The sequence below is a fragment of the Kribbibacterium absianum genome, assembly GCF_030067705.1.
Lineage (GTDB): Bacteria > Actinomycetota > Coriobacteriia > Coriobacteriales > Atopobiaceae > Kribbibacterium > Kribbibacterium absianum.
Genome location: NZ_JASJEX010000004.1, coordinates 32676 through 47172 on the forward strand (window position 1 = coordinate 32676; position 14497 = coordinate 47172).

The window sequence follows — 14497 nt, forward strand, 5'->3', positions numbered from 1 at the left end:
GACGAAACGTGCATGTGTGCATTTGGGGACTGTCCCTAAATGCACATCACGGGACGTCGTTGGGTTTGAAGGAGCGGCACGCGTCCACCGCGTGGATCCACTGGCGATAGCGCCGGTCCATCTCGGGCGCCGGCCGCTCGGGCTCGAAGACGCGCTCCAGCTCTGCGGAGAGGTCGCCCTCGGCCCAGAAGCCACAACCTAGGCCGGCCAGGTACGCCGCACCGAGCGCCGTCAGCTCGGTGAGCGAGAACCGCTCCACCGGAATCTGGCAGAGGTCCGCCTGGAACTGCAGGAGGAAGTCGTTGGCCGCCGCTCCCCCGTCCACGCGAAGCATCTGCAGCGGCACGCCGGAGTCGCCCTCCATGGCCTCGAGCACGTCGCGGGCCTGGAACGCCATCGACTCGAGGGCCGCACGGACCAGCTGGTCGTGCGTCGTGCCAAGCGAGAGCCCGAGGATGCTCGCCCGCGCGCTCTCGTCCCAGAACGGCGCCCCCAGACCCACGAAGGCGGGCACGATGAACACGCCGCCCGAGGTGCCCGCACGCTGCGCCATCGCGGCCGTCTCGCCCACGTCCTCGATGAGCCCCAGGTTGTCGCGCAGCCACTTCATCAAGGAGCCGGACACAAAAACGGAGCCCTCGAGCGCGTAGGTGGTGCGTCCGTCGCGGCGCCACGCGACCGTCGAGAGGAGGCCGTTGTTGGACCGCACGATGGACCCGCCGGTGTTCATCAGCAGGAAGCCGCCCGTGCCGTAGGTGTTCTTGGCCATGCCGGGCTCGAGGCACAGCTGACCGAAGAGCGCCGCCTGCTGGTCGCCGACGATCGAGCAGATGGGCACCTCCGCGCCAAAGAAGGCGAACGGCTGGGTCACGGCGAGCGCCCCCGAGGTGTCGACGATCCGTGGCAGCACGCAGCGCGGCACCCCAAAGGCCTCGAGCAGCTCCTCGTCCCAGCTGGTGGACGCGATGTCGCACAGCAGGGTCCGGGACGCGTTGGAGGCGTCCGTGACGTGTGCCGCGCCGCCAGTGAGCTTCCACACGAGCCACGTGTCCATGGTGCCGAAGAGCAGCTCGCCGGCCTCGGCGCGCTCGCGGGCCCCGGGGACGTTCTCGAGCAGCCACGCCAGTTTGGAAGCCGAGAAGTACGGGTCGATGCGGAGCCCGGTGCGCTCGCGAACGAGCGGCTCGAGCCCATCCGCCTTCCAGCGGTCGCAGATGTCGGCCGTCTGCCGCGACTGCCAGACGATTGCCGGAGCCACCGGGAGCCCGGTCTTCGCGTCCCAGAGAAGGCACGTCTCGCGCTGGTTCGAGATGCCGATCGCGGCGATCTGCCCTGGGTCGGTGCCGGTCTCGTTGAGGACCTGCGCCACGACGGCCATCGTGTCGAGCCACGCCTGCGTTGCGTCCTGCTCGACCCACCCCGGCTGCCGGTACGAGAGCGCTCCCTCCTTTTGGGCGACGCCGGCCACGGCGCGGTCGTGGTCGAAGAGGATCGCACGGGACGAGGTGGTCCCGTGGTCAATGGCGAGGATCAAGCGCGGGTCAGCCATGCCGCGTCCCTTCTCATTTGCATGTTGATGTGCAAAACGGGACTGTCCCTGTTTGCACATCGACGGGCTTGGTCACGACGACGTCCGCGCCGGTGCCGCACACGTTGGCGACGACCACGTCGCCGATGGCGAGCGGCGCGTCGACGACGGTCTCGGAGAGCGCACGGGCGACGTCGAGCACTGCGTCCTTTGGCACGTCCGGCACGGTCTTCACGCTGGTCACCGGCCACGCCCCGCCGCGCACGGCCACGGTCCCTGTCACCGTGCGGCGTGGGTCCGCCACCTCCGCGCGGGCATAGGCCTCGCCGCGCGAGCACGTGTTGCCCGAGACGCGCACGACGGTGCCGTCCTCCAGCACGGCCGAGAGCTGGCACCCGATGGGGCACCGGATGCAGGTGAGCTCGATGGTCTCAGCCACGGTCACCTCCTTCGACCGAGACGGTCACGGGCCCGGTCACGTCGGCGAGCACCGCAGGCCCCAGCACCGCCTGCTCCATCTCGCCCGGGGCGACGACGCGGCGCTTCCGGCGCACAAGCTCACGGCCGTCCGCGCTGACGACCAGCGCGACGTCGCGCAGCGGCTCTGTCACGCGGAACCGCACGGTCAGCGGCCCGTCGAGCCGCGCCGGGTCCACCGAAGAGGGCACCGTGTAGCGCACATGGCTGCCCGCTTCGATGGCCACGCGTCTGCCGGTCTCCCCCTCGCCGCCGGCCACATAGGCCGCCGCGGCCCGCCCGGCGTGGGCGGCCTCCTCGCTCACATGGTCCACGAGGTCGTGGACGTGCAGCACGTTGCCGCAGGCGAACACGCCCGGCACGTCGGTCATGAGCCGTTCGTCCACCACCGGGCCGCCGGTCACGGACGAGAGCCCGACGCCCGCTTGGCGCGAGAGCTCGTTCTCGGGCAACAGGCCACAGGACAGCAGCAGCGTGTCGCACTCGTAGACCCGCTCGGTGCCGGGAATCGGGGCGCCGTGCCCGTCCACCTGGGCGATCTCCACGCCCTCAACGCGTTCGCGGCCGAGCACCCGCGTGGCCGTGTGGGAGAGCAAAAGCGGGATGCCGAAGTCGTCGAGGCACTGCACGATGTTGCGTTTGAGGCCGCCCGAGTAGGGCATGAGCTCGGCCACGCAGAGCACCTCCGCGCCCTCGAGCGCCATGCGGCGCGCCATGATGAGCCCGATGTCGCCGGAGCCGAGCACCACGACGCGCCGGCCCGGCATGAGCCCCTCCCGGTTCACGAGCCGCTGCGCGGTGCCCGCTGAGAAAACACCCGCCGGCCGGTAGCCCGGGATGTTGAGCGCGCCCCGCGGCCGCTCGCGGCACCCCATGGCCAGCACGACGGCGCCGGCCTCGACCGTCTCGAGGCCGCGCTCGGGCGACAGGCACGTGACGGTCCGCTCGCTGCTCACGTCCAGCACGGTGGTGCCGCATCGACACTCGATGCCCCGCTCGCGGGCCATCTCGACGTAGCGAGCGGCGTACTCGGGGCCGGTCAGCTCCTCCTTGAAGGCATGGAGCCCGAAGCCGTTGTGCACGCACTGGTTGAGGATACCGCCCAGCTCCACGTCACGTTCCAGCACGAGGATGTCCCGGGCGCCCGCGCCATAGGCCGCCACGGCGGCAGCGAGACCGGCCGGCCCGCCTCCAATGATCACGAGGTCGCGCCTCATCGCTCGCCTCCCTTCGCAACCGGGTCGTCCGCGCCGGTCTTGGTGGGACCGTCGACGATCCACGAGCGGGCACCGCTCTTGTGCACCTCGCTCGGCGCCAGGCCCAGCTCCCGCTCGAGCACCTGCATCACAAAGGGCGTGCAGAAGCCGCCCTGGCACCGGCCCATGCCCGCGCGCAGGCGTCGCTTCACGCCGTCCAGCGTCCGTGGAGGCACCGGTCGGCGGCAGGCGTCCTCGATCTCGCCCTGGGTGACCAGCTCGCAGCGGCACACGACGTGGCCGTAGCTCGGCCGCTCCGCCACGAGGCTCGCCTGCTCCTCCCCCGGCAGGTCCGCGAACCGTGGAACGCCCAGGCGCTCGCCCTGGAAATCGCCCCGCTGCGTCGCACAGAGCGCGCGGGACACCGCGTCCGCGACCATGACGCCGATGGCCGGCGCGCTCGTGAGGCCGGGGGACTCGATCCCTGCCGCATTGAAGAAGCCCGGGGCGCTCTCCCGGATCACGAACTCGTGGCCCGCCTCATGGGCGCGCAGCCCCGCGAACGAGGTGATCACGCTCCGCAGGGGCAGGTCCGGCACCGAGCGCACCGCCTTCTCGGCGACGTCGGCCAGCTCGGCCGCCGTGGTCTCGGTGGCGAGCGGGTCCTCGACGTCCACCGCCGTCGGTCCCACGAGCGTGTTGCCGTGACAGGTCGGCGCGACGAGCACGCCCTTGCCCTTGTCGGTGGGCAGCTGGAACAGCGTGACCGAGGGCACCGGCGCCGCAGTCTTGTCGAGCAGGTAGTACGAGCCGCGCCGCGGTGTGATCGAGAGGCGCGGCGCGGCGTCGCCCACAGTGGCGTTGAACAGGCGCGCAGAGTCCAGACCGGCGGCGTTCACCACCGCGCCCGCGCGCCAGGACCCGGCGCTCGTGGTGACGAGCCACCCACCTCTGGCGGGCTCGGCAGCCGCAACGCGCTCGTTGAACGAGAACTCGGCGCCGTTCTCGGCGGCGTTCTCGGCCAGGGCGACCGTGAGCAGGAAGGGGTCCACGATGCCGGCGGTCGGCGCCCAGAGCGCCCACCGTACCTCGGGCGACACCGTGGGCTCGATGGCGCGGGCCTCGTCGCCGCCCACGATCGAGAGGTCGCGGACGCCGTTTCTGAGACCCTGGGCCAGCAGGCGCTCGAGGCCGGCGCGCCCCTCGTCGTCGAAGCAGAGCACGAGCGAGCCGTTGTTGCGGTACGGCACGTCGAGCTCGGCACAGAGGCCGGGCATCAGAGCCGCCCCTTGCACGTTGAGGCGGGCCATGAGGGTGCCCGGCCTCGCGTCGAAGCCGGCGTGGACGATGCCGGAGTTGGCCTTGGACGCCCCGCAGCAGACGTCCTCCTCCGCCTCCACCACGTGCACCGCGAGGTCGCGGCGCGTCAATTCGCGGGCAATGGCGCAGCCCACAACGCCGGCACCGATGACCAGCACGTCGCACTCGCGCTCGATGGGAGCTCTGGGTACCACGGTTGTCTCCTCGTCCGATGGGTCGGTTGGATCGATGAAGATAACCTTAACCGATGAGAATCGGTCGCGGGCCAGGTGTGCCCGTCGGCCAACGGACGCAACGAGACATGTCAACGGCGGCCAACGGCCAGCGCGGCCCGATGTAGCTACCGGCCCTCCTCGAGCAGGGCCAAGAGGTCCTGCGGGGACATCCCGGCGAGGTCGGCGCCCCCTTGGTCCACCAGCTCGCCGGCGAAGCGCGCCTTCTTCCGCTGCAGCTCCACGATGCGCTCCTCCACCGTGTCCTGCGCGATGACCTTGTACACCTTGACGGTCTGCGTCTGGCCGATGCGGTGGGCGCGGTCCGTCGCCTGCTCCTCCTCGGCAAGGTTCCACCACGGGTCCGCATGGATCACCATTGACGCTCCGGTCAGCGTGAGCCCCGTGCCGCCCGCCTTGAGGCTGATCAGGAACACCGGCACGTCGCCTCCGTTGAACCGCTCCACGAGGTCCGCCCGCTGCCGCTTGGACGTCGAGCCGTCGAGCCGGTAATAGGGCACGCCCGCCTCGTCCAGCCGCCGTCCGAGCAGGTCCAGAAAGCCCGTGAACTGCGAGAACACCAGGGCGCGCTCCCCCGCCGCCTGGCCGTTTTGCACCAGTTCGAGGATCACGTCGGCCTTGGAGCTCGGCCCCGTGAACCCGTCGTCAACCAGGCCCGGCCAGCAGCAGGCCTCGCGCAGGCGCGTCAGCTCGCCGAGCACCTCGGCGCCCCGCTCGCCCAGAGGCTCCCCAGCGACACCCCCCTGCAGAGCTGCCCGCAGGCGCTCCGCGTGCTCCTCGTACACGGCCCGCTCCTCCGCCGTGAGCGGCGTCACGACCGTCGACTCGAGCTTCTCGGGCAGGTGCCGAGCCACATCGGCCTTCTTACGGCGCAGCAGGAACGGTGCGACGAGGGTGTGGAGCTCGTCCGCAGCCTCCTCGCTGCCGGCCAGGATGTCGAGGCCGAAGCGCGCCCGGAACTGCCGGAACGAGCCCAGGTACCCGGGCATCACGAAGTCGAAGATGCTCCACAGCTCGGCCGGACGGTTCTCGACCGGGGTGCCCGTCAGCGCAAAGGCGTGCTCGGCCGGGATGCGCTTGATGGCCTGCGTGGTCTTGGCGCCCGGCGTCTTGATGTACTGGGCCTCGTCGAGCACGAGCAGGTACGGCCGCAGGGCCGCGAGGGCGCCGCAGTCGATGCGCGCGATGTCGTACGAGCACACGAGCACCTGCGCGTGGCCGTCCATCTTGCGCCGGCGCGCGTCGGACGCGCCCGTGAGGGTCTCGACGCAGAGGCGCGGCGCGAACCTCTCCAGCTCGCTCGCCCAGTTGTAGACGAGCGACGACGGGCACACGACGACGCACGGCCCGGACCCGGCCGCGTCCTGCTGTCGGGCCAGGATGAGCGCGATGACCTGCACGGTCTTGCCGAGCCCCATCTCGTCGGCGAGCACGCCGCCGAGCCCCATGTCGCAGAGCAGGTTCATCCAGCGGAGACCCTCCTCCTGGTAGGGCCGCAACGTGGCGCAGAGCCCCGCCGGCTCCGGGCACGGCGCCGAGCTCGCGCGCTTGAAGGACTCGACCAGGTCGTCGAGCCCCGCGCCCGTGTCCCTCTGGCCGGCAAGGTACTCGGCCAAAAGCTCGGGGGGCAGCCCCACCGTGAGGTGCTCCTCCATCAGCGGCAGCACCGTGCGGCAGAAGAGCGACCGGTCACAGGCCCCCACGACAAGGGCGTCCGCCTGCATGAAGCCCTGGAGCAGGTCGCCCACCGCCGCGAAGTCGTGGGAGCACTTGTAGAAGCGGCCCCCGCGCCAGAGGTACAGACGCTCGTCCGAGCGCACGATCGGCGCGGGGGCGTCGAGCGCAAGCGCCAGGGACCCGTCGGCCCGCTCGGTCACGGTCACCGTCAGTGCCGGGTCCTCCCGCAGGACGCGTGTGGCTCGCTCCTCGCCGTCCACCGTCAACAACAAGGGCTCGTCGAACTCGCCGTGGATGTCGAGCAGCTCCACGAGGTCGTCCACAGTGAGCGCGGCCTCGCGAACCCCGCTCTCCACCGGAGTGCCGGCTGCCTGCCCAAGGCCTTCGAAGAAGCCCTCGGCCCCAGCCTGACGACGCTGCAGGCCCTCCAAGAAGCCCAGCAGCTCGCGGGAGCGCGCGTCGAACACGGCAGGGTCGTGTATGAACGCCACCGACGGCCCATAGGCGTGGAAGGACCCGGTGCGCACATGGTCCACGAGGTGCCAGAGGTCCTCGACAGGCTCCTCGGTGCCCCCGAGACGCAGCGAGAACCATGCCCACCAACGGCCGTCCCGCTCGGCCACGTGGGCCAGGAGGCTCACCGACCCCGGCTCCACGTCGAGCTTTTGCGTCGAGAAGGCCCGGGCGGCCGGCGCGGTGTCGAGGGACGCCATCAGAGCGGACAGGACGGGCGACGTGGCGGGATCGGACATGGGCGCTCCTCGGGAGACGGGTCGACGGGACGCCCGGGTTTCTATCCATTTGACGGCGCTCGGCGCCCGGCCATCGAGGTCAGTGGGACGCACGGCCTTCGGGCGGTGACGCGCGCCACGGAGACGGGCACGGCGCGCTCGCGCGGCACTTCTGGGGCCCTGCGCCTTCGTGGACAGGAGCACCACAGTTGTTTGGTACTCTTGCTCGGCTTGCCCAGGCCCCGACCAGAAGGGACGTCCCCTCGCCGTGGAGACACCGCAGCCCATCGTCACCTTCGTTGTTCCCTCCTACAACGCCGCCGACTACCTCGAGCGCTCGGTGAGCAGCATCCTCGCCGCCCCGGGCGACTTCGAGGTGCTCATCGTCGACGACGGGTCCCAAGACGACACGCTCGCCCTCGCCCGACGCCTGGCGGAGCAGGACGGGCGCGTGCGCGTCATCGCCCAGTCGAACGCCAACTGGGGCGGCGTTGTGAACCATGCGATCAGCCTGGCACGGGGGACCTACTTCAAGATCGTCGACGCCGACGACCACGTGGACCCGGAGGCGGTGGGCCAGGTGCTCGCGCGCCTGACCGAGCAGCGCGACCGCGGCGAGCTGCCCGACCTCGTGGTCACCAACTACGTGTACGACCGAGTGAGCGACCAGTCCCAGCACACGATCAGCTACCGCGGGTACTTCCCGGAGGGTCGCGTGGCGGCCTGGAAGGACCTCGGACGCCCCAACACCGACCAGATCATCATGGTTCACGCGTCGTGGTTCCGGACCGAACTGCTGCGCGACGTCGCCCTCGTGCAGCTCCCCGAGGGCATCTCGTACACGGACAGCCTCCTGGTGCTGCAGTCCGTGCCCTACGTGCGCACGGTCCTCTACCTGGACCTCGACGTCTATTACTACCTGATCGGCCGCGTGGGACAGTCCGTGGACGTCGAGATGGTGGTCAAGAACATCGACCAGCAGCTCTACGTGACCGAGCGGGCCATCGAGCTCGTGGACTACGAGGAGCTCCACAAGAAGGAGCCCCGTCAGGCACAGGTGATGCTGCGGTACCTGAGCTGCATGATGAGCATCTGCACCATCTACCTGTTCATGGACGGGTCCCCCGGCGCCATCGAGAAGAACCGCCAGATCTGGGCCCGGATGAGGCAGATCAGCCCGTGGCTCACCCGCAAGATCTCGTGGACCAAGGCCGGGCTGGCCAACAGGCACACACGGGCGGGCCGATGGACCGCCGTCCAGGTGTACGGAATTGTGCAGAACATTTTCAAGTTCGCCTGAGGAGGCCGGGACGCAAGCCGCCTCGCGCAGCACCCGAGCATGAAGAACGCCCCACAGGCCACGTGGCGCCTGCGGGGCGTTCCCATTCGACCGCACGTCTCGGTCAGTTGAACTTGAACACCTTGGACGTGACCCGGTAGAGGCCGAGGGAGGTCTTCTCCCCCGCCTTCGTCGGGAGGTTCGTCATCGTGCCCAGGAACGAGTGGCGCACGTGCCGGTACATTTCCGGGTCGTAGACGCGGAAGTACTCCCACAGCGCATGGCAGTCCGCGCGGGCGCTCGGTTCCTCGGAGAGCTTCGAGAAGATGGAGCAGATCACCATAATCATCGTGAGGTAGTTGAACATGTAGTTGCGGAGCTTTGGCTCCTGCACGTCGTCGTAGAGGTGGTAGGCGTCGATCATGATGCGCGTGATGCGCAGCTGCTGGTCGATGCGCCCGGCCATCACCGACTCGTTGACGGACTGGTCCTCGCGGCCGATGAAGTAGCGGTACAGGTCCACGTCCAAGTAGTAGAGCGTCTTCACGCGCGGCATTGGCACGTAGGCGTAGATGTTGTCCACGTAGAACGTGTGGGGCGGCATCGGCACGCCGCCGTCGCGGAGCACATCGACGCGGTAGCAGAGCGAGTGCATCAGCAGGTACTGCGACGGGCCGAAGCGGCCGACCTCGCTCCACGTGAGCACCTTGTTGCGGCGCAGCGCGAACTTGTAGTCGACGACGCTCTCCTTCTGGTCCTCGACGTGCTCGTACACGTAGTTGGTGACCACGAGGTCGACGCGCACGTCGTACTTGATGAACGAGCGCAGCGTCTTGAGCAGGCTCTGGAGCGCGTCGGCGTCGTACCAGTCATCGGAGTCGCAGACCTTGAAGTACACGCCGTCGGCAGCATTGAGCGCCGTCAGCACCGCGATGCCGTGGCCGCCGTTCTCCTGATGGATGGCCTTGACGAGGTTCGGGTAGCGGGCCTCCCACTCTTGGGCCTTCTCCCAGGTGTTGTCCTTGGTCGAGCCGTCGTCGACGATGATCACCTGGATGTCCTCGGCCTCGCCGGATCCCTCGATGATGGAGGAGACGGCATGGTCCATATAGGCCGCCGAGTTGTAGCAGGGAATCCCGACGGTCAGGGTCTTCTCCATGGGTGCGTTGTCCTCCGTGGTCTTCGTAGGGGCGGGTGCGACGGGACGCCCTTAAGCGTGGGCGGCGATGATCTCGTCGGACAGGTCGAGCGCCGAGGCGGTGACCGCGTCCATGTCGTAGTAGCGGTACTCGGCCAGACGGCCCGCCGGATGGAAGTTCGCGATCATGCCCACCCGGTCGCGGTACTGCTGGTACAGCTCCTGGTTCTCGGGCTCGATGATCGGATAGTAGGCGTCCATGCCCGCCTCGCGGTCGTAGGCCAGCGGGTACTCGCGCATGATGGTCGTCACGCCCTCGAGCTCCTGGCCGGTCATGTTCTTGAACTCCGTGATGCGGGTGAAGTCCTCGCTCGTGGTGTAGTTCACGGTGCCCACCGGCTGGAAGCGGTCCATGGCAAGGGTCTCGAAGCGCATGTCGAGGCTGCGGTACGGCAGCGCGCCCGCGTCGCACTGGAAGAGCTCGTCGAGCGGACCGGTGTACACCACCTCGCCGCCGTAGGGCTTGCCCTGCACCACCACGTGGTTGCCCTCGACCGAGAGGATCTGTCGCGCGTCCACCTCCACGAAGACGTCGATGAGGTCGTGGTCGAGCATGCGCTCGAACATGCTCGTGTAGCCCTCGGCCGGCATGCCCTGGTACGGCGCCTGCGGGAAGTAGCGGTCGTCGTCGCCGACGAAGACGGGCACGCGACCGGTGATGGACGGGTCGATCTCGTCCGGGGTCTGGCCCCACTGCTTCATCGTGTAGTACAGGAAGATGTTCTCGTAGACGTAGTCGGCCACCTCCTGCAGGTCCGGGTCGTTCTTCTCGCGGAGCTGCATGATCGGCACCTTCTTGTTCTCGCCGAAGGTGGCAACGAGCTTCTGGTAGAGCTCCTCGCCGCGCTCCTCCCCGAACGCGAGCTTGAGGCTCGCGTGGTTGAACGGAACCGGCATCAGCGTGCCGTGGACGTCCGCAAGCACGCGGTGCTCGTAGTCCGTGAACTCGGTGAAGCGCGAGAGGAAGGAGTTCACGCGGCTGTTGAACGTGTGGTAGATGTGCGGGCCGTACTGGTGGATCAGGACGCCGGCCTCGTCGTAGCAGTCGTAGGCGTTGCCCGCGATATGGTCGCGCATCTCGAGCACGCAGACCTTGGCGCCGCAGCTCTCGGCGAAGCGGCGCGCCACCACGGACCCCGCGTAGCCGGCGCCGACCACGAGCATGTCGTAATCGTCGGCTTTGAAGTCCTCCGGTAGACCGGTTGCGATGCTCATGAATCCTCCTGGTCGGGATGGCGTCTCCGCAGGTGCGGGGCGCCGGTCTGACGCGTCGATTTCTGCGAAATCGTAGCACGCGCCCCTATACTGATGACGTTCGTGGGCGGCGCGCGCGGTGTCGGAACATCATACGCGCACGAGCGAACCACAGAAAGAGCGCAGGTTGTGACAGATCTGCAAGACGAGAGGGCCGCCCGTGCGGGCGGTCGAGAGAGAAAGGACGCGCGCAGCCATGGCAGACTTCCTGAGCCGGATGAAGGAGATGGCGAAGGCCGACGTCAAGACCATCGTGCTCCCCGAGGGCGAGGACCCGCGCACCATCGAGGCGGCCAAGGCCGTCGTCGCCGAGGGCACGGCGAACCTCGTGATCCTGGGCGACCCCGCGACCATCGACGTCCCGGGGGCCACCGTGATCGACCCCAAGGTGGACCCGCGGCACCGCCCCTACGCCGAGAAGCTCCAGGAGCTCCGCGCCAAGAAGGGCATGACGCTCGAGCAGGCCGACGCGCTGATGGACGACAACACCTATTTCGGCACGATGATGGTCAAGATGGGCGACGCGGACGGCCTCGTCTCGGGCGCCTGCCACTCGACCGCGAACACCCTTCGCCCGGCGCTCCAGATCTTGAAGACCAAGCCGGGCACCAAGCTCGTCTCCGGCTTCATGGTCATGTGCGTGCCCGACTGCGAGTACGGCGACCACGGCACGTTCATCTTCAGTGACATCGGCCTCAACGAGTACCCCGACGCCGACCAGCTCTCCGAGATCGCGATCAGCTCGGCCGAGTCCTGGCGCGCCCTCATGGGCTCCGAGCCCACGATCGCGATGCTCTCCTACTCCACCAAGGGGTCCGCGAAGAACGACGCGGTCACGAAGGTGGCCGAGGCGTTCCGCCTCCTGCAGGAGAAGGCGCCCGAGCTGCACTGCGACGGCGAGCTGCAGGTGGACGCCGCGCTCGACGAGACCGTCTGCGCCCTCAAGGCCCCCGGCTCCAAGGTGGGCGGCCACGCCGACGTGCTGATCTTCCCGAACCTCGACGCCGGCAACATCGGCTACAAGCTGGTCCAGCGCCTCGGCAAGGCGGAGGCCTACGGCCCCTTGCTCCAGGGCATCGCGAAGCCGGTCAACGACCTGTCCCGCGGGTGCTCCGCGACCGACATCGAGGCCGTCATCGCGATCACGGCGGTGCAGGCGCAGCTGGAGGGCTAGGCGGCTGGGACTCGAATGTCGAGCGGGCCGACCTGATGCAGGGTCGGCCCGCTCTTTCTTTGGGCCTGACGGGCACCAGGCTGTTCCTGGCAGACGGCGCTCAGCCTGATCTTTTGGGACGTGGCCGACAGGTCGGAAATGTCCCTAGCAGCCATCGAGCATGTCCTCCATGGCCGTCCGGGCCCGCTCCTGCGCAGAGCGGGCCCTTTGTTTTGCCGAGCCAGGCTCGGGCGATTCCAGCGGCGCCCCGACGTGGACGTCGAAACCCGGCCGCCGACGCAGAAGGCGGTTGAGGCAGGCGCGCCGGTGCTGCACGAGCGCGACCGGCACCACAGGCGCGCCGTTGCCGAGCGCGATGCGGAACGCGCCGTCCCGGAACGGCTGCAGCTCTGTGGCGTACGGAACCAGGTTGCCCTCCGGGAAGACCACGAGCGCGTTGCCCTCCTTGAGCACCTGCTTGCAGCGGTGCACCATGAAGCGCGCCTCCCCGATCGTCTCGCCGGTGAAGATCGTGCCAAGGGCCCGGACCACCGGGCCGTAGACGCGCGCCTCGCCGTTCTCGGCCAAGGCGAGGAACCGCGCCTCTGTCGGCGCGATGGCACAGGCCACCATGCAGGAGTCCAGGAGGCAGCAATGGTTGGCGACCACGACGCTGCCGCCAAACGTGTCCGGAGCACCGGGCTGTCGGACCACGCGCATGCCGAACCACAGGGAGCAATGGGCGCGCAGGATCGGGCGGACGAAGCGGTACAGGAGGCTCTGGTGGCGCTGCTGGCGCGGCGTGGGCTCCTCGAAGAGGCGGTCGCGCCGCTGCTGCGACGTCATGACGAGCGCCTCTCGTACCAGGCGCGGTCGTCCTCGATGGCGGCCTCCTCCATGGCCAGGAACTTCTCGACGCAGCGACCCACGCGCAGGCTCTCTGCCTCGGCCAGGTAGCGTCCGCGCCAGGCGGCCTGCTCCTCGGGGTGTTCGATCCACCAGTCCAGGCGCTCGGCCAGCGCGGCCGCGTCCTTCGCGGGGAACAGGGACCGCTCGGTGAGCGCGAAGGCCGCAGGCGCCGACAGAGGCGCCTCGCCGATGACGGGCACGCAACCGCAGGCAAAGGCCTCGATCACCGACATCGCCTCGATGTCCACTGTGGACGCGTGCACGTACAGGGCGCACCGGCGCAACTCCTCCACGAGCGCTTCCTGAGAGAGGAACCCGATGACCGGCGGGTTCGGCAGGCTCGCGCCGGCGCGGCGGAGTGCCCGCTCGCCCGGGCCGGTGCCAAAGATGTGGAGCTGGATGCGACCCGCGTGGCGCGAGCGGCGCACGGCCTCGATGATCGTGACCTGGTTCTTCTCGGGGGCGAGCCGCCCCACGGTGGCGATGTGCACCAGCCCCGCAGTGTCTGATGTGCATTTGGGGACAGTCCCCAAATGCACATCGGGTGTGAAACGGTCCGGGACGCCGTTGGAGATCACGTGCAAGGCGTTCGAGTACCCGTTGCGACGCAGGTCGCGGGCGATCATCTCGCTCGGGCAGTGGACGTGGCGCACGTGGTCATAGAGCTGGGCGCGGAACAGGCGGTGGACGCCGGCACAGAGCAGGGGCGCCTCCCCCATCCGCGCGTTGGACGTGACGTTCTGCGGCTGCAGGTGGAACGCCGCGGAGACCGGGATCGACGCCGCCCGCGCCTGGCGCAACGCCTCGCGCTCGAGCGCGAACGGCAGGAACAGGTGCACCACGTCCACGCCGTCGATTGCCCGGGCCACCGCCTGCTTGTCCGGCTTTGCGAAGTGGAACCCGCAGGCGCGAGACACCGGCGTGACGACCGGGATGTGCCGCTCGTCCACCGCCAACGTGTCGGCGCCGGTCGCGGCCATGCCCAGGAGCCGGACCTCGTGGCCCTTGGCGCGCAGGGCGTCGGCGTAGCGGCGTGCCGTGAGCGAGGTGCCGTTGGAGCAGGTGGAGAGGTCGTCCATGACAAAGGCGATGCGCACGCGGGTCCCTTCGGTTGGGTGGGTCAATCAGGGGATACCCAAGCCGACGAGCCGTAGCCAGCGGCGGGCGCGGGCAACGGTAACGAAAACGGCCGACCCAGGCAATGGCCCAGGCCGGCTACACATGTTGCGTGCGATACGAGGACGGCGCCCGACGGGGTCACTCGCTTGGCACGATGCCGATAGTGGTGCCCGGCTCCACGTCGTGCGAGCCGGCGCACGCGAAGGTGATCGCGCCGCGGTCGCCCTCCTGGAGCGACTCGCCGAAGGAGCAGGTGCGACAGGTCTGCGCCAGGCCCACGACACGGGCAATCTGGCCCTCGATCCGGTCGCCCACGCGCACCTCGCCGGAGACCACCGTCGCGAGCGCCTGCACGGCAGGGCGCCCCTCGAAGTCCACCGTCCGCACATCCGAGACGAACACCCGCGCCATGGCAGCTCCCCC

The 14497-nt window shown here is 69.2% G+C and carries 12 protein-coding genes; 2 read left to right on the forward strand and 10 right to left on the reverse strand.

The genetic code is table 11. From position 1 onward, the window contains the following. Positions 1-46: 46 nt before the first annotated feature. The 5 genes from glpK to QJ043_RS08085 all read right to left on the reverse strand — a co-directional run bounded on the left by glpK (position 47) and on the right by QJ043_RS08085 (position 7183). The gene (glpK, locus tag QJ043_RS08065) at positions 47-1549 is read right to left on the reverse strand and encodes a glycerol kinase GlpK (RefSeq protein WP_283713180.1); all 1503 of its coding nucleotides are present in this window, start codon (positions 1547-1549) and stop codon (positions 47-49) included. Between the two features lie 13 nt (positions 1550-1562). Then, positions 1563-1967, reverse strand: coding sequence for a DUF1667 domain-containing protein (locus QJ043_RS08070; protein ID WP_283713181.1), 405 nt, complete (start codon positions 1965-1967; stop codon positions 1563-1565). Continuing rightward, complete coding sequence (locus QJ043_RS08075; RefSeq protein ID WP_283713183.1) at positions 1960-3222, reverse strand: NAD(P)/FAD-dependent oxidoreductase; 1263 nt, start codon at positions 3220-3222, stop codon at positions 1960-1962. Before QJ043_RS08075 ends, QJ043_RS08070 begins: the two co-directional genes overlap by 8 nt. After that, entirely contained in the window at positions 3219-4715 is a 1497-nt protein-coding gene (locus QJ043_RS08080; RefSeq protein ID WP_283713184.1) for an NAD(P)/FAD-dependent oxidoreductase, read from the reverse strand. The genes QJ043_RS08075 and QJ043_RS08080 overlap by 4 nt, the downstream gene beginning before the upstream one ends. A gap of 146 nt (positions 4716-4861) precedes the next feature. After that, positions 4862-7183, reverse strand: a complete 2322-nt coding sequence (locus QJ043_RS08085) for a DEAD/DEAH box helicase (RefSeq protein WP_283713185.1) — start codon at positions 7181-7183, stop codon at positions 4862-4864. A 247-nt stretch (positions 7184-7430) separates the two neighbouring features. Here QJ043_RS08085 and QJ043_RS08090 point away from each other — a divergent pair, with 247 nt between their 5' ends. Then, complete coding sequence (locus QJ043_RS08090) at positions 7431-8462, forward strand: glycosyltransferase family 2 protein (RefSeq protein ID WP_283713186.1); 1032 nt, start codon at positions 7431-7433, stop codon at positions 8460-8462. Between the two features lie 103 nt (positions 8463-8565). Here QJ043_RS08090 and QJ043_RS08095 read toward each other — a convergent pair whose 3' ends face one another. Both QJ043_RS08095 and glf read right to left on the reverse strand, forming a co-directional pair. Beyond that, positions 8566-9600, reverse strand: a complete 1035-nt coding sequence (locus QJ043_RS08095; protein ID WP_283713187.1) for a glycosyltransferase family 2 protein — start codon at positions 9598-9600, stop codon at positions 8566-8568. A 51-nt stretch (positions 9601-9651) separates the two neighbouring features. After that, on the reverse strand, positions 9652-10854 hold the full coding sequence (gene glf / locus QJ043_RS08100) for a UDP-galactopyranose mutase (protein ID WP_283713188.1): 1203 nt from the start codon (positions 10852-10854) through the stop codon (positions 9652-9654). Positions 10855-11089: 235 nt separating this feature from the next. Here glf and pta point away from each other — a divergent pair, with 235 nt between their 5' ends. Continuing rightward, the gene (pta, locus tag QJ043_RS08105) at positions 11090-12067 is read left to right on the forward strand and encodes a phosphate acetyltransferase (RefSeq protein ID WP_283713189.1); all 978 of its coding nucleotides are present in this window, start codon (positions 11090-11092) and stop codon (positions 12065-12067) included. Between the two features lie 144 nt (positions 12068-12211). Here the strand turns inward: pta and QJ043_RS08110 are convergent, their stop codons facing one another. From QJ043_RS08110 to QJ043_RS08120, 3 genes are all read right to left on the reverse strand, one after another. Beyond that, positions 12212-12892 (reverse strand): lysophospholipid acyltransferase family protein, encoded by a 681-nt coding sequence (locus QJ043_RS08110; protein WP_283713190.1) that lies wholly within the window; start codon positions 12890-12892, stop codon positions 12212-12214. Continuing rightward, the gene (locus tag QJ043_RS08115; protein WP_283713191.1) at positions 12889-14052 is read right to left on the reverse strand and encodes a glycosyltransferase; all 1164 of its coding nucleotides are present in this window, start codon (positions 14050-14052) and stop codon (positions 12889-12891) included. Before QJ043_RS08115 ends, QJ043_RS08110 begins: the two co-directional genes overlap by 4 nt. 160 nt (positions 14053-14212) lie before the next feature. Continuing rightward, positions 14213-14485, reverse strand: coding sequence for a hypothetical protein (locus tag QJ043_RS08120; RefSeq protein ID WP_283713192.1), 273 nt, complete (start codon positions 14483-14485; stop codon positions 14213-14215). Between the last annotated feature and the right edge of the window lie 12 nt (positions 14486-14497).

Excerpts from the sequence above, each read along its gene's own strand:
- QJ043_RS08085 (WP_283713185.1), bottom strand. The coding sequence starts at position 7,183 with ATGTCCGATCCCGCCACGTCGCCCGTCCTGTCCGCTCTGATGGCGTCC.
- glf (WP_283713188.1), bottom strand. The coding sequence starts at position 10,854 with ATGAGCATCGCAACCGGTCTACCGGAGGACTTCAAAGCCGACGATTAC.
- QJ043_RS08110 (WP_283713190.1), bottom strand. The coding sequence starts at position 12,892 with ATGACGTCGCAGCAGCGGCGCGACCGCCTCTTCGAGGAGCCCACGCCG.
- glpK (WP_283713180.1), bottom strand. The coding sequence starts at position 1,549 with ATGGCTGACCCGCGCTTGATCCTCGCCATTGACCACGGGACCACCTCG.
- QJ043_RS08095 (WP_283713187.1), bottom strand. The coding sequence starts at position 9,600 with ATGGAGAAGACCCTGACCGTCGGGATTCCCTGCTACAACTCGGCGGCC.
- QJ043_RS08075 (WP_283713183.1), bottom strand. The coding sequence starts at position 3,222 with ATGAGGCGCGACCTCGTGATCATTGGAGGCGGGCCGGCCGGTCTCGCT.
- pta (WP_283713189.1), top strand. The coding sequence starts at position 11,090 with ATGGCAGACTTCCTGAGCCGGATGAAGGAGATGGCGAAGGCCGACGTC.
- QJ043_RS08120 (WP_283713192.1), bottom strand. The coding sequence starts at position 14,485 with ATGGCGCGGGTGTTCGTCTCGGATGTGCGGACGGTGGACTTCGAGGGG.